Origin of the sequence: Proteus sp. PR00208 (assembly GCF_016238545.1) — a bacterium.
Classification (GTDB): domain Bacteria; phylum Pseudomonadota; class Gammaproteobacteria; order Enterobacterales; family Enterobacteriaceae; genus Proteus.
Genome location: NZ_JAEHQE010000022.1, coordinates 65,662 through 83,626 on the forward strand (window position 1 = coordinate 65,662; position 17,965 = coordinate 83,626).

General features: G+C 39.5%; 18 protein-coding genes. 12 read left to right on the forward strand and 6 right to left on the reverse strand.

Annotated features, from left to right (window positions below):
- Nucleotides 1–87: 87 nt before the first annotated feature.
- The 3 genes from JEP36_RS14555 to JEP36_RS14565 form a co-directional block, all read right to left on the reverse strand.
- Entirely contained in the window at nucleotides 88–1,833 is a 1,746-nt protein-coding gene (locus tag JEP36_RS14555) for a methyl-accepting chemotaxis protein (RefSeq protein WP_198630387.1), read from the reverse strand.
- Nucleotides 1,834–2,373: 540 nt separating this feature from the next.
- Nucleotides 2,374–4,062 carry a methyl-accepting chemotaxis protein gene (locus JEP36_RS14560; RefSeq protein ID WP_198620041.1) on the reverse strand — a complete coding sequence of 563 codons (1,689 nt, stop codon included), beginning with the start codon at nucleotides 4,060–4,062 and terminating at the stop codon, nucleotides 2,374–2,376.
- A 331-nt stretch (nucleotides 4,063–4,393) separates the two neighbouring features.
- Nucleotides 4,394–6,328, reverse strand: coding sequence for an ABC transporter ATP-binding protein (locus JEP36_RS14565; RefSeq protein WP_198630388.1), 1,935 nt, complete (start codon nucleotides 6,326–6,328; stop codon nucleotides 4,394–4,396).
- Nucleotides 6,329–6,449: 121 nt separating this feature from the next.
- Between JEP36_RS14565 and kefG the strand changes: the two genes are divergently transcribed.
- From kefG to slyD, 4 genes are all read left to right on the forward strand, one after another.
- Complete coding sequence (gene kefG, locus JEP36_RS14570; RefSeq protein WP_109374247.1) at nucleotides 6,450–7,001, forward strand: glutathione-regulated potassium-efflux system ancillary protein KefG; 552 nt, start codon at nucleotides 6,450–6,452, stop codon at nucleotides 6,999–7,001.
- Complete coding sequence (gene kefB / locus JEP36_RS14575) at nucleotides 7,001–8,854, forward strand: glutathione-regulated potassium-efflux system protein KefB (protein WP_198620040.1); 1,854 nt, start codon at nucleotides 7,001–7,003, stop codon at nucleotides 8,852–8,854. The genes kefG and kefB overlap by 1 nt, the downstream gene beginning before the upstream one ends.
- Before the next feature lie 13 nt (nucleotides 8,855–8,867).
- Nucleotides 8,868–9,071, forward strand: coding sequence for a YheV family putative zinc ribbon protein (locus tag JEP36_RS14580; protein ID WP_198630389.1), 204 nt, complete (start codon nucleotides 8,868–8,870; stop codon nucleotides 9,069–9,071).
- A gap of 88 nt (nucleotides 9,072–9,159) precedes the next feature.
- Complete coding sequence (slyD, locus tag JEP36_RS14585; protein ID WP_069369613.1) at nucleotides 9,160–9,798, forward strand: peptidylprolyl isomerase; 639 nt, start codon at nucleotides 9,160–9,162, stop codon at nucleotides 9,796–9,798.
- 80 nt (nucleotides 9,799–9,878) lie between these two features.
- Here slyD and JEP36_RS14590 read toward each other — a convergent pair whose 3' ends face one another.
- Nucleotides 9,879–10,097 (reverse strand): SlyX family protein, encoded by a 219-nt coding sequence (locus JEP36_RS14590; RefSeq protein WP_023583298.1) that lies wholly within the window; start codon nucleotides 10,095–10,097, stop codon nucleotides 9,879–9,881.
- Nucleotides 10,098–10,430: 333 nt separating this feature from the next.
- Here JEP36_RS14590 and fkpA point away from each other — a divergent pair, with 333 nt between their 5' ends.
- A complete protein-coding gene (gene fkpA / locus JEP36_RS14595; RefSeq protein ID WP_198626321.1) occupies nucleotides 10,431–11,183 on the forward strand; it encodes an FKBP-type peptidyl-prolyl cis-trans isomerase in 753 nt (250 codons plus the stop codon).
- A 112-nt stretch (nucleotides 11,184–11,295) separates the two neighbouring features.
- On the opposite strand, the gene JEP36_RS14600 is transcribed toward fkpA, so the two are convergent.
- Together JEP36_RS14600 and JEP36_RS14605 are read right to left on the reverse strand one after the other, a co-directional pair.
- Nucleotides 11,296–12,177: a DMT family transporter gene (locus JEP36_RS14600; protein ID WP_198630390.1), complete on the reverse strand. Its 882-nt coding sequence runs from the start codon at nucleotides 12,175–12,177 to the stop codon at nucleotides 11,296–11,298.
- A gap of 146 nt (nucleotides 12,178–12,323) precedes the next feature.
- On the reverse strand, nucleotides 12,324–12,482 hold the full coding sequence (locus JEP36_RS14605; protein ID WP_198620037.1) for a hypothetical protein: 159 nt from the start codon (nucleotides 12,480–12,482) through the stop codon (nucleotides 12,324–12,326).
- 347 nt (nucleotides 12,483–12,829) lie between these two features.
- On the opposite strand from JEP36_RS14605, the gene JEP36_RS14610 reads away from it, so the two are divergent.
- From JEP36_RS14610 to fusA, 7 genes are all read left to right on the forward strand, one after another.
- Nucleotides 12,830–13,534, forward strand: a complete 705-nt coding sequence (locus JEP36_RS14610; protein ID WP_069369616.1) for a helix-turn-helix transcriptional regulator — start codon at nucleotides 12,830–12,832, stop codon at nucleotides 13,532–13,534.
- Between the two features lie 9 nt (nucleotides 13,535–13,543).
- Nucleotides 13,544–13,939 (forward strand): sulfurtransferase complex subunit TusD, encoded by a 396-nt coding sequence (gene tusD / locus JEP36_RS14615; protein WP_109374252.1) that lies wholly within the window; start codon nucleotides 13,544–13,546, stop codon nucleotides 13,937–13,939.
- A complete protein-coding gene (tusC, locus tag JEP36_RS14620; protein WP_198620036.1) occupies nucleotides 13,939–14,307 on the forward strand; it encodes a sulfurtransferase complex subunit TusC in 369 nt (122 codons plus the stop codon). Before tusD ends, tusC begins: the two co-directional genes overlap by 1 nt.
- 31 nt (nucleotides 14,308–14,338) lie before the next feature.
- Entirely contained in the window at nucleotides 14,339–14,632 is a 294-nt protein-coding gene (gene tusB / locus JEP36_RS14625) for a sulfurtransferase complex subunit TusB (RefSeq protein ID WP_198620035.1), read from the forward strand.
- A 127-nt stretch (nucleotides 14,633–14,759) separates the two neighbouring features.
- On the forward strand, nucleotides 14,760–15,134 hold the full coding sequence (gene rpsL / locus JEP36_RS14630; protein ID WP_004236497.1) for a 30S ribosomal protein S12: 375 nt from the start codon (nucleotides 14,760–14,762) through the stop codon (nucleotides 15,132–15,134).
- Nucleotides 15,135–15,233: 99 nt separating this feature from the next.
- Complete coding sequence (rpsG, locus tag JEP36_RS14635; RefSeq protein ID WP_004246897.1) at nucleotides 15,234–15,704, forward strand: 30S ribosomal protein S7; 471 nt, start codon at nucleotides 15,234–15,236, stop codon at nucleotides 15,702–15,704.
- Nucleotides 15,705–15,782: 78 nt separating this feature from the next.
- The gene (gene fusA, locus JEP36_RS14640; RefSeq protein ID WP_198620034.1) at nucleotides 15,783–17,897 is read left to right on the forward strand and encodes an elongation factor G; all 2,115 of its coding nucleotides are present in this window, start codon (nucleotides 15,783–15,785) and stop codon (nucleotides 17,895–17,897) included.
- Nucleotides 17,898–17,965 lie beyond the last annotated feature (68 nt).

Sequence of the window (17,965 nt, forward strand, 5' to 3'; positions counted from 1 at the left end):
TAAGAAGTAAAAGAAAAAGACACCTACTAAAAATAGGTGTCTTTGTGTTTATCTAAATCACGTTTTTATCATGATCAAATCAATGGATTAAAAGCTTGTCCAATCATCATCTTCATCGTTATTTACAGTTGCGGTTCCTTTTGCCGATTTTTTCTCTTTCACTTCATCTTTGACTGTATTTTTTATCTTCTCATTTTTTGTATGTAGTGATGTTTCAGATGAGAACGGTTTTTCTATGACTTTGTGTTGTGCCTTTTTATTGAACTGTTCACTTTCAGCCGTTTTAAACTGTTCAACGATTTGTTCAAGATTACCTGCTTCTTCAGTCAATAAGCTGGCAACAGAGGAAGATTGCTCAACCATCGCCGCATTTTGCTGTGTTGCCTTATCCATTTCAGTGACTGCAAGAGAGACTTGAGTAATGCCTCGAGTTTGTTCTTCTGATGCAGATAAAATTTCAGTCATTGAATCTTCAACATGTTTTACGGATGTCAGTATTTCGCACATAGAAATACTGACTTGCTCAACAAGATCATTACCATGGCGAACACGGCTAATAGAGGCATCAATTAACTCTTTAATTTCCTTTGCAGCTTCGGCACTGCGTTGTGCTAATTCTCTTACTTCTGTTGCCACTACGGAGAAACCCCGACCTTGTTCACCTGCTCTGGCGGCTTCAACCGCAGCATTTAATGATAAAATATTGGTTTGAAAAGCGATGCTATTGATAACAGCAGTGATCTCACCAATTTTTTGTGAGCTATCAGCAATGTCAGTCATCGTTTTCACCATTCTATTGGTGACATCGCCCCCTTTACTGGCAATATTGGAAGTTTGGCTGATAAGGTGTGAAACTTCACGAGCACTTTCTGTATTATTTCTCACTGTTGCTGTGAGTTGTTCCATACTTGATGCTGTTTCTTCTAATGCGCTCGCTTGCTCTTCGGTACGACAAGAAAGATCGGTATTCCCTGCGGATAACTCTTGAACACCAGTATAAATATGATGACTTGTTCCTCGGATCGCATTCACAATTAATGACAGTTCGGTACGCATATATTGAATACCTGTAATTAATTGGTCGATTTCATTATTTCCTTTTGCTGTGACATCTTTATTTTCTAATAAATTTCCTTGTGAAATTTCCGACATATAATCGACAATTTGATTGATACGTAAAACAATATTTCGACGTATCCAAAGTACAACAAGGACAGTGAAAAGAATAAAAACAAACATAAAGACAAAAGCTAACACCAAGGTACGTTCATAATTACCTTGAGCTGCTTTTATTGCGTGAGTAACAACGTTATCACTGAGGTAATCTGTTGCTTCATAAAGGGATTGAGTGAAGCGTTCATTGGTATTATGTGCATAAAGAGATTGAAAACCGTAGTAATCGCGTATCTCTAGACATGATGCAAGTTGGTCAAGATCGTAAAGCACACGATTAAAGAGCTTTTTCATACCCTCTATTTTTTCGGGATCAAAATTAGCTTCTTCAGTAGCAGTGAAGTACTCGGTAATAATACGTATAACTTCTTGTTTTCTTTTTGGATAAGAGGTAAGAAAGTCAGAGATCTTATTTTCTGCAATATCGGGTGTGAGATGAGCGTCAAACATAACATTTAGCATATCTTCACGTAATTTATTTAACTCAGCATAACCATAATCCATCGTTTTTATCTGTTCAAAGCCATTTGCTAATTGTGAGATCCGCTTATTTGTTAAACTCGCGTCACGGATACTCATTGCACCAGAAAAAAGTTGAATGGCGCAAAACAGTATTAAGATAAACATTAAACCATTAGATATTTTTATTCGTTTCAGCATAGCCTTACCTATTTAATTGGTTTGTAGGACACACAGCAAGGAGCGATAACTATTTATCAATTAAACTTATTCGGCTCAATGTTTAAAAACTTTACCTTTTCTACTCTGTTTGATAGTAAAAACGACTTATATTTCTTTTTTTAGCTTTAATTGTCAGCTAATGGCTAAAATTTTCTAATGATTAATAGAAAAGACTATAAGTATATTAACTTACTTATTTTTTGTGTTAATTGTTAAAATATAAATATTAATAATGATTTATTAAGCATTAAAATGATAATAAGCAGTATTTTATTTTTATTTATCTTTTTGTCTTATGATAAGCACAATAAAATTATCGCTTTCATAAATACTCTTAATATTTCTTAAAAAATGCTTTTATTTCGTATGAAAAACGATCTGTTTTTTTGTGTTTATGTGCGGTGAGATCAGAAATACTCCCAGAAAAATGACTGGGAGTAGGGGAGGGTGAGGTTTTGTTATATGTTCTGGACTATTTTTTACACCGCTATCTCTCTCGATGTTGGGTGAGAAAGATAATTAAAAGCTTTCCCAATTATCGTCTGTTTCGTGATTATTGGTTTTGATTGTGGGGGTTTTAAGTGTTTCAGTGTCTTGCGATTTAGCTGAAAATGCGGGCAATTTAGCTTTAGCGGGTGCGACTTTTTCGTGTTCCACTTTAAATGTATTCACAATCGTATCCAACATACTTGCTTGTTCACTTAATGTGGCGGAAGCAGCCGTTGATTGTTCAACCATCGCCGCATTTTGCTGGGTTGCTTTATCCATCTCATTAACAGCAAGGCTGATTTGTGCAATACCCCGCGTTTGCTCTTCTGATGCAGATAAAATTTCCTTCATCGAACCTGAAACATGATTAACAGATGTAACAATCTCACCCATTGATAAACTAACTTGTTCGACGAGATCATTACCTTGTCTAACACGTAATATTGTCGATTCAATAAGCTCTTTGATCTCTTTCGCCGCTTCTGCACTGCGCTGTGCTAAGTTGCGAACTTCACTGGCAACAACAGAGAAACCACGACCTTGTTCGCCCGCTCTTGCCGCTTCAACAGCAGCGTTAAGGGCTAATATATTGGTTTGGAAAGCAATATCATCAATAACCGCAGTGATTTCACCAATTTTTTGTGAGCGATCGGCAATGTCGGTCATTGTCATAACCATCTTATTACTATGTTCACCGCCTTGTACGGCAATATCAGCAGTGCTCATAACGAGCTCTGTTACTTCACGAGCGCTTTCCGTGTTATTACGAATAGTTGCGGTCATTTGCTCCATGCTGGATGCCGTTTCTTCTAATGCGCTGGCTTGCTCTTCAGTTCGGCTTGATAAGTCATTATTACCCGCAGCAATCTCTTGTACGCCAGTGTAAATAGTTGCACTAGTATTGCGAATAGAGCTTACCATCTCTTTTAATTGAGCACGCATTTGCTGTAAGCCAAGCATGAGCTGATCGATTTCAGTCTTACCTGAAATATCGCTATCAATGCGACTGACTAAATCACCTTTAGCAATCGTTTCTTGATAGGTGATCATTTGGTTAATGCGCACAATAATGTATTTGCGGATCCAAATAAGAACTAAGGTGGTAAAGATGAGGAAGATACCCATAAAGAGTGATGCTACCCACAACATGCTGTGGTAATTATCTTCTGCTTCAATGACTGAAGGGTTAACAACTTCATCGGTAATAAAGTCTGTGGCTTCATACAGGGAATTCGTGAAGTTAGTGTTTGCTGGGCTTTTTAAAATTAAACGAACCGCGTTAGTGTTACGTTCACTTAAATACTGCGCCAGTAAATCAAGATCAGCTCGGCTTTTTTGATAGAGCTGTTTGATTTGCGCCATACGTTGCTGATCGAAACCTGTTTGCGCAGATAGCTCAACATATTCATTCATCAATGCATCAACTTGCGCTTTACGTGCAGGCATAGTTTGCATAAATGCAGTGATATTCGCATCCTCGGCTTGAGGGTTTGAAATATAACTAAATGCTTGTGCAATAATATCAGTACGTAATGTATTCAACTCCGCATAGGTATTATCCATGGTACGTAGTTGATCGAAACTGTATGAAATTCTTTTAAGAGTATTTTGAGTCTGGTAGGCATCGTGAATGCTTTGTACTCCAGAAATGATCTGAATAATACAAAACAGAGTCAGGACACACATTAAACCTTGAGAGATTTTAATTCGTTTTAACATAACCCTACCTATTAGCTTTGCCTTTTCGTTGGTAAGTGGGAGGTCCACTTAGCAGAATGATTAATTCGGCTGGAATGTTAAAAACTTTAGCGTGAAAGAATTTATTTCCCTTACTTAATATAAATAGGTAGAAAATAAACGTTAGATGATTATTTTGATTGGGTTATTTTTAGATAGAGTGAGATTATGTTTTGTGTAAATCGTGCTATTGTAAAATGATATAAATACTGTAAGTGAAATGAATTGTATAAATTTTCAGAATGAATTGAAGAGCAAAAAGAAAGGAACTATTTCGCTTAAAATAGTTCCTTTTTTAATGAATCGGGTTGTATTACTGGGCTTCAAATGTGTTTGTCATTTCTTCCAGTGTTTCTTGTAACTCCATCCACTCCATTTCCACTTCTTCTAGTGCAGATTTCGCAACACCTTGTCGGCTTAAGCAATCAGAAAGCTCATTTTTACGGCTAGTATCATAAATACCACTATCAGAAAGAGCAGTTTCGATATCACTAAGTTCTTGGCTTAATTTATCCATCTTGCTTTCTAATGTTGTGAGTTTCTTGCGTAAAGGCTGGGTTTGTTGTCTAAACTCAGCTTCTTTACGTTTTTGCTCTTTTTTATCTTGAGCACTTAAATTGGTGGTTGTCGTAGTATTGTCGTTATCTTGTTGGCTTTTATTTGCCTGTGTCTCTTGACGATTTTGATCAACTAACCATTGTTGGTAATCATCAAGATCGCCATCAAATGGTTCAACTTGACCATCGTGTACAAGATAGAGATCGTCAGTGGTAGAGCGTAATAAATGCCTATCATGCGATACAACAACAATTGCCCCTTCAAAGCTAATTAGAGCTTGGGTTAGTGCTTGGCGCATATCTAAATCAAGGTGGTTTGTTGGTTCATCCATTAATAGCAAGTTAGGACGTTGCCAAACTAAGAGTGATAAGACTAAACGTGCCTTTTCACCGCCAGAAAATTGACCACAAGCATCCGTGACTTTATCGCCATGAAAACCGAAACCGCCCAAGTAATCACGTAGTTTTTGTTCAGTTTCTTTGGGCGCCAAACGAGCTAAATGCTGTAGTGCCGATTCATCAGAGCGTAAAAACTCCAATTGATGCTGGGCAAAATAACCAAGTTTAATGCCTTTAGAAAGAGCCAATTTCCCCCGTAACGGTTGAATTTCGCCTGCAAGTAATTTTATCAGTGTCGATTTACCTGCACCATTGCGCCCTAATAATCCAATACGTGAGCCGGGAACTAAATTGAGTTTGATGTCATTAAGAATAACTTTTTCACCATAACCCGCGCTGACTTTCTCCATTGATAAAAGAGGATTAGGTAAGCTTTCAGGTTGGCGGAAACTAAATTGGAATGGGTTATCTGAATGTGCAGGAGCAACGCGTTCCATTCGTTCAAGCATTTTTACACGGCTTTGAGCTTGTTTTGCTTTTGTCGCTTTCGCTTTAAATCTATCTATAAAACTCTGTAAGTGTGCAATTTTGGCTTGTTGATTCTCAAACAAAGCTTGTTGTTGCGCGAGTTTGGTTGCACGCTGCATTTCAAATGAAGAGTAGTTACCTGAATATTCAAAGATTCTTTCTTGCTCAATATGCAAGATTTTATCCACGATCGGATCAAGAAAATCACGGTCATGGGAAATTAAAATAAGTGTGCCTGTGTAGCTTTTTAGCCATTTTTCTAGCCAAATTACAGCATCTAAATCTAAGTGGTTGGTGGGTTCATCGAGTAGCAGTAAATCAGATCGACAAATCAGCGCTTGTGCTAAGTTTAAACGCATCCTCCAGCCACCTGAAAATGATTTTACAGGTTCATTAAGTTGCTGTTGGCTAAAACCTAAACCATTCAGTAAGGTCGCTGCACGAGATTGTATTGTCCATGCATTAATTGCATCTAATTGCCCGTGTATCAGTGCAATAGCGTGACCATCGTTTATTTCGTTAGCTTTTTGTAATCGTTGTTCTAACTGACGGTATTCTCTATCACCATCAATAACATAATCAATAGCTGGTACATCAAGTGCAGGTGTTTCTTGGTTAACCCATGCCATTGACCATGTACTAGGATAGGTGACATTGCCTGCTTCAGCTTGAAGTTCACCTTTTAATAAAGAAAGTAATGTGGTTTTGCCACAGCCATTTTTACCAACTAGACCAATTTTTTGCCCTGGATTAATGGTTGCACTGGCATTGTCCAGTAACACTCTGACACCACGGCGAATTTGCAAAGAAGAAAAAACAATCATAAATATCGTCTATTAAGAGTATGTAAATTAATATATAGAGTAAGTTGTTCGTAACTGTTGGTCACAATGCGTGCATGGTAACGGAAAAAATGGTTTCTGACACGTTTTGTAAGGAGGAATGATGTCAAACGCATCAAATGTATTACTGGTGTATGTTCATCCCGAACCGCGCCAATCAATCGCCAATAAAGCGTTATTAAATGCGGTGAGGGATTTAGAGAATATAACTATCCATGATTTATATGCTATTTATCCTGATTTTTTTATTGATATACACCATGAACAATCTTTGCTGTGTAAACATCAAGTGATCGTTTTTCAATTTCCATTGCAAACATATAGTTGCCCTGCGTTATTAAAAGAGTGGCAAGATAGAGTGTTAACTCGCCCATTTGCTAACAAAGCAGGTAGAGCACAATTAAAGGGTAAGTCATTTCGTTGTGTTATTACAACGGGAGAGCCTGAGCAGGCTTATCAACATGATGGGAAAAATCACTACACACTCACAGAATTATTACGCCCCTTTGAATTAATGGCAGAAATGTGTGGTATGCGCTGGTTATCACCAATGATTGTGTATTCAGCAAGACAACAATCTAAAACAACACTGACTCATATCAGTGAAGCTTATCGCCATTGGTTAAGTGCGCCACTTGAAGGGGAGCAAGCTTAATGGAAGATAATTGGATGATTAAAGCTGTGCTCTTTTTCCTGTGTGCGGCCGTGGTTATGGTGCCTATTGCACAGCGCCTTAAAATTGGTGCGGTACTCGGTTATTTAATTGCTGGTATTGCCATTGGTCCTTGGGGTTTAGGGCTGTTTAAAGATGTCGATAACATCTTACATTTTGCTGAATTAGGTGTGGTCTTTTTAATGTTCCTTATTGGTTTGGAATTAAATCCAGCCAAATTATGGGAATTGAGGCGTGCCATTTTTGGTGTTGGTTCAATGCAGGTGGTATTAACCGCCTCTATTTTTTCAGGACTCATTCTCGTTTTCACTTCTTTCTCGTGGCAGGCAGCCGTTATTGGTGGATTAGGTATTGCGATGTCTTCTACTGCGATGGCATTGCAACTTATGAACGAGAAAGGAATGAACCATAATGAAGGTGGGCAATTAGGTTTTGCTGTTTTACTTTTCCAAGATATGGCGGTTATTCCTATCCTTGCCGTTATTCCTTTGTTAGCTGGAGAAACGGCAAGCAGTGATTGGTATCGTATTGGCGTGAAGGTGGCTGCTTTTGCTGGGTTACTGATTTGTGGTCGTTATTTATTACGCCCATTCTTACGCTTAGTTGTGAAATCAGGCGTAAGAGAAGTTTTTACAGCTGCTGCGTTACTTGTGGTATTGGGTGCTGCTATTTTTATGGAAACCCTAGGCTTTTCAATGGCTATGGGAACCTTTATTGCGGGAGTGTTATTGGCAGATTCAGAATATCGACATGAATTAGAGATCTCCATTGAACCTTTTAAAGGTCTACTTTTAGGACTCTTTTTTATCTCTGTTGGTATGTCTTTAGATATCGGCATCTTATGGCGTTATCTTCCACAAGTATTATTGGGCGTCTTAGTTCTGGTTATTGTGAAAGCGTTGATACTTTATAGTATTGCTTGGTTAGCTAGATTGCGCTTTTCCACGCGTTTACAATTCTCAGCGGTGTTAAGCCAAGGTGGGGAATTTGCGTTTGTTGTTTTCTCAACATCTATGGCAATGGGCGTATTAGATAGTCAGCAAATGGCGTTATTGTTGGTTGTTGTCACACTTTCTATGATGACAACACCTCTTGTGATGCAAATGACAGACGCTGTGTTTGCTCGTCGTTATAATGAAGCTAAAACGGACGAACAGCCCTTTGTTGAAAATAACCACCCAGAGGTCATTCTTGTTGGATTTGGTCGAATGGGGCAGGTTGTAGGGCGTTTATTAATGGCGAATAAGATTAATGTCACGGTATTAGAGCATGATGTCGGAAGCATAAGCACCATGCGTAAATATGGCTATAAAGTTTATTACGGTGATGCAACTGATCTCAATCTATTGCGCGCTGCTGGTGCTGAGCATGCTAAAACTATTGTTATCACCTGCAATGAGCCCGAAGCTACGATGGAAATCGTTCATCTTTGCCAACACCATTTTCCTAATTTGCATATTATTGCAAGGGCAAGAGGGCGTGTTGAAGCTCATGAGTTGCTCAAAGCGGGTGTGACAGATTTTAGTCGTGAAACATTTTCTAGCGCCTTAGAATTAGGACGTAAAACGTTAATTGAATTAGGCATGCATCCTCATCAAGCTTATCGGGCACAACAGCATTTCCGTCGTCTGGATATTAACTTATTGAGAAAGCTGGTGGATGAATCTCCTGAAGAAGTCTCTAACGTTTCACGAGTGAAAGAAGCGAGACGAGAACTTGAGGAGCTCTTTAGTGAAGAAATTCGTCAAGAGCACCATCAGCCTGATATTTGGGATGAATCTTTAACCGAAGATATTCCTCAAATGCATAAAGAAAAAAAATCTATTGATAAATAGGAGAATTGACCCCATGTCTGCAACCCGTAAACGCTTTATCGCAGGAGCCGTGTGTCCACACTGTAAAGCTCAAGATACACTCAAAATATGGCGTGAAGATAAAGTGGATATTGTGGAATGTGCAAAATGTGGCCACCAGCAACGGCAAACAGAGGGTGAAGTTAACTCACTTGTTCGTGAAAATGAACAAGTCATTGGGATCTTTACACCACAATAATTGTAGGTTTTTTGATATAACCCGATACAGAAGATTTATTTTTCGTTACAATCGGGAAAATTTTGCCCACGGGTATGTAGGAGATGTCATGAAAGTAGCAAACGACTTGGTAGTTAGTCTGGCTTATCAAGTAAGATCAGAAGACGGTGTTTTAGTTGATGAGTCCACGGTGAGCGCACCGTTAGACTATCTGCATGGCCGTGGTTCTTTAATCAGTGGTTTAGAAAATGCATTAACAGGTCGCGAAGTCGGTGAAAAATTCGACGTAGAAGTTGCTTCTGATGATGCATATGGTCAATACGACGAAAACTTAGTTCAACGCGTACCGAAAGATGTTTTTGTGGGTGTTGATGAGTTAGAAGTTGGCATGCGTTTTCTTGCTGATACCGATCAAGGTCCAGTACCAGTAGAAATCACAGGTATTGAAGGTGACGAAGTTATCGTTGATGGTAACCACATGTTAGCAGGTCAAAACCTGAAGTTTCATGTTGAAATCGTTGCAATTCGTGAAGCGACTGAAGAAGAATTAGCTCACGGTCACGTACACGGTGAAGAAGAAGAGCACGAATGTTGTGGTGGCCACGGTCACGGTGAAGAAGGCGGATGCTGTGGCGGTGGTCACGGTCATGGTCATTCACACGGTGAAGAAGGTGGATGCTGCGGTGGTGGCGGTCATGGTCACGGTGGTCACGGTCACGGCAATGGCGGTTGTGGTTGCCAGCACTAATCTTTTTTTGAAAAGATCAAAAGGAGCGTTTAAGCGCTCCTTTTTTGTTTTCATTTTTGATATTAACAGCGAATGGCGACTTAATAGTGAGGTGGGGGCGTTTCATCCTCGGGTCTAGCAAGTATTGAGGTTTGAGAATTTTTTAGGCGCTCAGAAACAATTTTTAAGGCTTCTTTAAAGCGGCTGATTTCAATTTGCTGCTGTGTGACCACCTGATTTAATTCTTCAATAGTCGCGTCTTGGAAAGCAACTTTGCTTTCTAATTGAATGAGCAATCGCTCTACTTCCTTAATATCCATTGTGTTTTTCCTCCTTTAAAATGTCTTATTACGACGAATATGATTAACAAACTCGTAAAATTTAATCTTATTTACTGATATATACACAGGAAGACATAAATCTGGTTTGAGATAAAAGACTATTTTGCTAATGTGATAACACTCTGTGCTGACAAAAATCCTAACATTAACTGTTAAGAGTGTCGGCAAATTTTTTAAATTCATATAAAATTGCTACCCGCGGATGAGTATATACCGCAACGACAGCAAGAAGTGATGCAAAATGTTTTGGCGAAGATCTATGATGATCGTTTGCAAAACGTAGCGACTCACTAACATATACTGGAGAATGGGATGAAATCTTTATTAAAAACGACGTTGCTGGCAACCAGTTTAGCTTTCGCATTCAGTGCACCTCATGCATTCGCTGAAGAAGCAGCAGCTAAAGTGCCAACACTAAATAGCGCATTTAAAACTCAAAATGAGCAAAATGCCTATGCGTTAGGCGCGTCGATGGGTCGCTATATGGAAGCTGCATTACAAGAACAAAAAAATATTGGTATTACTTTAGATTCTAAACAACTGTTAGCAGGTGTTCAGGATGCATTTAATAGTAAATCAAAATTATCAGACTCTGAAATTGAATTAACGTTAGCTGCTTTTGAAGATCAAGTCCGTACTGCTGCAACAGCAAAAATGGAAAAAGAAGCGACTGAGAATAAAACTGCGGGTGATAAATTCCGTACAGAGTTTGCTGCGGAAAAAGGTGTGGTAAAAACCAAATCAGGTTTACTGTATTTAGTTGAAAATCCTGGTAAAGGTAAGACACCAACAGATGCTGATCGCGTTACTGTAAACTACAAAGGCATGCTGATTGATGGTAAACAATTTGATAGCTCTTATGATCGTAACGAACCTCTGACAATTAGCCTGAAAAGCGTTATTCCTGGCTGGACTGAAGGTATGAAGTACATCAAAGAAGGCGGTAAAATCAAGTTAGTTATTCCACCAGAATTAGGCTACGGACAACGTGCAACAAGTGGTATTCCAGCTAACTCAACATTAGTCTTTGAAGTTGAATTACTGAGTGTTGAAAGCGATAAGTAATTTACTTATCTCTAAATATCACTAAAAAAATGCTGACATTGATGTCAGCATTTTTATTTCTAATGTATAGCTCACCACTTATTAATGCATAGTGCGCATAGTGAACATAGAGTTAGTCTACTGTCTCTTCTATAATAATGGTTTTGGGCTTTTTAAAAACAAACAGTAAGCCCACAATGATTGCACCCATTCCCGCTAAACTCAGCCAAGACATTTTATTACCTAAGAAGATGTAATCCATCAATGCTGTCACGCCAGGGACTAAATAAAATAAGCTCGTGACGTTAACTAAATTACCTGTTGTGAGTAAGCGGTATAGTAGTAGTTGAGCAACAACAGAAATAATCACGGCAAGCCAAAGCACAGGAATGATAAAGCCAATGTCGAATGAGGCGTGAAAAGGCTGGAATGGCACAAATAACAAGCACAATACAAGGCTAACAACATATTGTAGCGGTAGGGCATCCATTGGTGCTAATTGCAGTTTTTTCTGTGAGATTGCACCGAAGCTCATACAAAGTAGTGCAACTAACGCGTAAATCATTCCCTTTAATGAAAGGGCTGTATTAAATAGACTTTGGGCAACCACTAACACTAATCCTGCCAGGGCGATTAAAAGCCCTAATAGCCGTGTCGCGGTAAAATTACGTTCTATTATCCATAGTGTAATAATCGGCTGAACGCCCATAATTGTGGCTAACATTCCTGGTGTAATGCTATTAGCGAGTGCTAAAAGATAACAGATGGAATAACCACCAATAATCAATAAGCCGACCCATGCCGTTTTTAAACGACTTCCTTTTGGTGGCAAAAAGCGATGGCGTTGAATACACAAAAAAGAGAGAAATGCTAAAGCGATAATAAAGCGCCAAGTTAAAATAGCAAATGAGCTACCATTATCTAATCCCCAGCGAGAAAAAATAGCACCACTGCTCCATAATAAAACGAATAATGTCGTCGGGCCGAATTTTGCCCAATATTGACCTAAGTACATGATGATATACCTGTAAAACAAGCAATAAGAGAGCTTGATTATTTTTAATGATTATTAGCGAATTGATAAAGTATCAATGAATAAACGTAAATAACATATCATTATATAGATGTTGGTTAAGTAGGTTCTTAAGCTAAGCAAGTTAATCAAGCGATGTGAGTTGCAACAACAACCGTTGTATTGACTACAACCACTTTCACAGGCGGAGGTGGTGAAGCGAGGATCTCAATAGGTATAGAAGCAACAGAAATTAATCCTATTATTGATGAAGTTTGCTGAGATTGGCATATCATCAGTATATTCATGGGATTAATCACTCGTTAAAATAATAATGATTTGGAATATAGGTAATCTATTCAATAGTGTCAATTTTTATCCTAACCACACCTAAGAAGGGAAGTTTGCAAAAATAAAAGGTGGGAATGAGTACAAAATATAAAGAAAAATGAAAAAAGCTGTGACCTATCACAAAGCTCTTATTCTAAGTCACTTGACGTAGATCTTCTGGCGATCTAACGTCAGAATTGTTCTTAATTCTGTTTTTATATTTAAATTTTTTTAATATTGAATTGATCCGCAATGACGAATCGTTATAAAAAATAGAACCTCAAGTCATTATCATAATTAAAGCCTTTAAGGATTATATAATCAAATGTCTAGCCCGTTATTTAATGGTGACAGCAGCGAGTTTGAAAAACTAGATAGCCGACCTTTTACTCAAACTGATCACGAAGTACTAAAGTCCTATGAAGCTGCCGTGGATGGTTTGGCAATGCTCATCGGCAATCATTGCGAAATCGTATTGCACTCTCTGGAAGATTTGAAATGTTCAGCGGTTAAAATCGCGAATGGAGAACATACTGGTCGTAAGATTGGTTCTCCAATTACCGATTTGGCATTACAAATGTTACATGACATCACAGATGAAGATTCAAGTTTTTCAAAGGCTTATTTTACTAGGGCAAAAAGTGGTGCATTGATGAAGTCAATCACGATTGCCATTCGTAATCGTGAACGTCGTGTCATTGGTTTATTGTGTATTAATATGAACCTTGATGTTCCATTCTCTGAAATAATCAAAACCTTTATTCCTGAAGAAACACATGAAGTTGCATCGGATGTTAACTTTGCCTCATCTGTTGATGATTTAGTGGCTCAAACATTAGAGTTCACGATTGAAGAAGTAAATAATGATCGTGAAGTCGCGAATAATGCCAAGAATAAACAAGTCGTGTTAAGCCTTTATGAGAAAGGTATTTTTGATATTAAAGATGCCATTAATCAGGTTGCAGACCGCTTAAATATCTCAAAACATACTGTGTATCTCTATATTCGCCAGTTTAAAAATGGAGAATAAGGCAACATTATGAGTTCCTTGACATATTGTTTAGTGGTTACAGGGCCTCATTACGGAACTGAACAAGCTTCAAGTGCCTATTTATTCGCCAATGCCCTTATTGAAAAAGGGCATCAGATTGCACAAATCTTCTTCTATCGGGAAGGTGTTGTGAACGCCAATAAATTGGTATCGCCTGCAAATGATGAATTTGATCTTCCTAAAGCGTGGGTTACCTTGGCGAAAAAACATCAAATCCCCTTGCATGTTTGTGTTGCTGCTGCATTACGTAGAGGAATTATCGATGAGCAGCAGGCCAAAGAGCAGGAAATGGATAGCTATAACATGGCGCCCGAATTTGAGTTAAGTGGTTTGGGTTCACTGGCTCAAGCGATGTTGACCTGTTCCCGAGTGGTGCAATTTTAATGAAGAAAATGAATTCGATCGCATTCCTTTTTACTCAAGCACCTCATGGTAATAGTGCAGGGCGAGAAGGTTTAGATGCATTACTCGCAACCTCTGCATTAACAGAAGATATTGGTGTTTTTTTTATCTCTGATGGTGTGTTTCAACTCGTTGAAAATCAACAGCCTGAAGGGATTTTGTCACGTCATCATGCTGCAACATTTAAAGTGCTACCCTTGTATGATGTGACAAACGTCTATATATCACAGAAAGACATGGCTCATCGTGGATTATCCTCTCAAACTTCTTTTGTGTTGGATGCACAGGTGATATCCCAACAAGATATTACTCAAAAATTGAGTGAATATGATGTGGTATTGCGCTTTTAATACAGAAGTTAGTCAGGAAGGTTGAACGGTTATGTTGTATACTTATTCTGTCTCTATTTATCAAAGTGATTTAGAGGCTTTTTTATCTTTATTGACAAAAGAAGATGATGTTTTGTTAATACAAGATGGTGTACTGGCAGTCCTTGAAGACAATCCCTTATTAAAACATTGTCTTCAACAGCAAATTTCAGTTTACGCATTAATTGATGATGTTTTGGCAAGAGGCTTAAAAGATCAAGTATCTCATCATATTAAACTCATCAATTATAGTGATTTTGTCGATTTAACGGTAAAACACCCCCAACAAATTCATTGGGGAGCGTAGAATTGCTGTATAATTCTTGACACATGAGCCCGTCAGCAATAAAATTCTGCGTCCTCATGTTTTGTCTTGTTGACAAGACAGAGTTCAAATCCGTGTTTACGAAGCAAAAACCAGGAGCTTTTTTTAAATGGCAACTATTAATCAGCTGGTACGCAAATCTCGTAGCTCGAAAGTTGTTAAAAGCAACGTTCCAGCTCTGGAAGCTTGCCCGCAAAAACGTGGCGTATGTACTCGTGTATATACTACCACTCCAAAAAAACCAAACTCAGCACTGCGTAAAGTATGCCGTGTGCGTTTGACTAACGGTTTCGAAGTTTCTTCCTACATCGGTGGTGAAGGCCACAACTTGCAGGAGCACTCCGTAATCTTAATCCGTGGTGGTCGTGTTAAAGACTTACCAGGTGTGCGTTACCACACTGTTCGCGGCGCGCTGGACTGTTCTGGTGTTAAAGACCGTAAACAAGCTCGTTCTAAGTACGGTGTGAAGAAGCCAAAGGCTTAATGGTTCTCCGTTAAGTAAGGCCAAACATTTTTTCACAAATAATGTCAAAATAAACTCATTGAGTTTTGGACAACCCTGAATTTTAAACGGAGTATTTCCATGCCACGTCGTCGTGTAATTGGTCAACGTAAAATTCTGCCAGATCCTAAGTTCGGATCAGAACTGCTGGCTAAATTTGTAAACATTCTGATGGTAGACGGTAAAAAATCTACTGCAGAATCTATCGTATATAATGCGCTTGAGACCCTGGCTCAGCGTTCAGGCAAAACTGAACTGGAAGCGTTCGAAATCGCATTAGATAACGTACGTCCTACTGTGGAAGTTAAATCCCGCCGTGTTGGTGGTTCAACTTACCAAGTTCCAGTTGAAGTACGCCCAGTTCGTCGTAATGCATTAGCAATGCGTTGGATTGTTGAAGCTGCTCGTAAACGCGGTGATAAATCCATGGCTCTTCGCCTGGCAAATGAATTATCTGATGCGGCTGAAAACAAAGGCGCTGCTGTTAAGAAACGTGAAGACGTTCACCGTATGGCAGATGCAAACAAGGCGTTCGCACACTACCGTTGGTAATCCACGGAGTATTGCAACTCTTTTCAGGACAGCTCTGCTGTCCTTTACCTGAATTGAACGCCCACGAGAGAGGAAAAAATGGCTCGTCAAACCCCCATAGCACGCTACCGTAATATCGGTATCAGTGCGCACATCGATGCCGGTAAAACCACTACAAGTGAACGTATTCTGTTTTATACCGGTGTAAACCATAAAATTGGTGAAACTCACGAAGGTTCAGCAACAATGGACTGGATGGAGCAGGAGCAGGAACGTGGTATTACTATCACATCCGCAGCAACTACTGCATTCTGGTCTGGTATGGCTAAACAGTTCGAGCCTCACCGTGTAAACATCATCGACACCCCAGGTCACGTTGACTTCACAATCGAAGTAGAACGTTCTATGCGTGTTCTTGATGGCGCGGTTATGGTTTACTGTGCAGTTGGTGGTGTTCAGCCTCAGTCAGAAACAGTATGGCGCCAGGCTAACAAATATCATGTACCACGTATCGCGTTCGTTAACAAAATGGACCGTATGGGTGCAAACTTCCTGCGTGTTGTTGAACAAATCAAAACACGTCTGGCAGCAAACCCAGTTCCACTGCAAATCCCAGTAGGCGCTGAAGAAGATTTCACCGGTGTTGTTGACTTAATTAAAATGAAAGCAATCCGTTGGAATGAAGAAGACCAAGGTGTTACTTTCGAATACGAAGACATTCCTGCAAATCTGCAAGATTTAGCTGAAGAATGGCACAACAACCTGGTTGAATCTGCTGCTGAAGCATCAGAAGAACTGATGGACAAATATCTGGGCGGTGAAGAACTGACAGAAGCAGAAATTAAAGCTGCTCTGCGTAAACGCGTTCTAGATAACGAAATTATCCTGGTTACCTGTGGTTCTGCATTTAAGAACAAAGGTGTTCAGGCAATGCTGGATGCGGTAATTGAATACCTGCCAGCACCAACAGATGTACCTGCAATCAAGGGTATCTTACCAGACGGTAAAGATACTCCAGCAGAACGTCATTCAAGCGACGAAGAGCCATTCTCATCTCTGGCATTCAAAATCGCAACTGACCCATTTGTTGGTAACTTAACATTCTTCCGTGTGTACTCTGGTGTGATTAACTCAGGTGACACAGTTCTGAACCCGGTTAAAGACAAAAAAGAACGTTTTGGCCGTATTGTTCAGATGCATGCTAATAAGCGTGAAGAAATTAAAGAAGTTCGTGCGGGCGACATCGCTGCTGCTATCGGTCTGAAAGACGTAACTACTGGTGATACTCTGTGTGCGATTGATGCACCAATCATCTTAGAACGTATGGAATTCCCAGAGCCAGTAATCTCTGTTGCTATCGAACCTAAGACTAAAGTTGACCAAGAAAAAATGGGTATCGCTCTGAACCGTCTGGCTCAAGAAGATCCATCTTTCCGCGTATCAAGCGACGAAGAAACTGGTCAAACTATCATTGCTGGTATGGGTGAACTGCACTTAGACGTGTTAGTTGACCGTATGCGTCGTGAATTTAAAGTTGAAGCGAACGTAGGTAAACCACAGGTTGCTTACCGTGAAACTATTCGTGATACAGTAACTGATATCGAAGGTAAGCACGCGAAACAATCTGGTGGTCGTGGTCAGTATGGTCATGTTGTTATCGACCTGTCTCCATTACCAGCAGGTGGTGAAGAGAACTACGTATTTATCAACGATATCGTTGGTGGTGTAATTCCTAAAGAATTCATCCCAGCTGTTGATAAAGGTATTCAAGAACAGCTGAAATCTGGTCCATTAGCAGGTTACCCTGTTGTGGATATTCAGGCTCGTTTACATTATGGTTCTTACCATGATGTTGACTCCTCAGAAATCGCGTTTAAAATTGCCGCATCAATGGCATTTAAAGACGGCTTCATGAAAGCTAAGCCAATTCTGCTTGAGCCAGTCATGAAAGTTGAGATTGAAACGCCAGAAGATTACATGGGCGACGTTATCGGTGACTTAAACCGTCGTCGTGGTATGGTTGAAGGTATGGACGATCTGCCTACCGGTAAGATCATCCGTGCTCAAGTACCACTGGCTGAGATGTTCGGTTATGCAACTGACCTGCGTTCACAAACTCAGGGTCGTGCTTCTTACTCTATGGAGTTCTTGAAGTACAACGAAGCGCCTAGCAACGTCGCTCAGGCTATTATCGAAGCTCGTAAAGCGAAATAAGATCCTTTCGAGTTCAATTTAGTTTACGCTCCCTCTATTTGAGGGAGCGATATTAAGGAATATAGTCG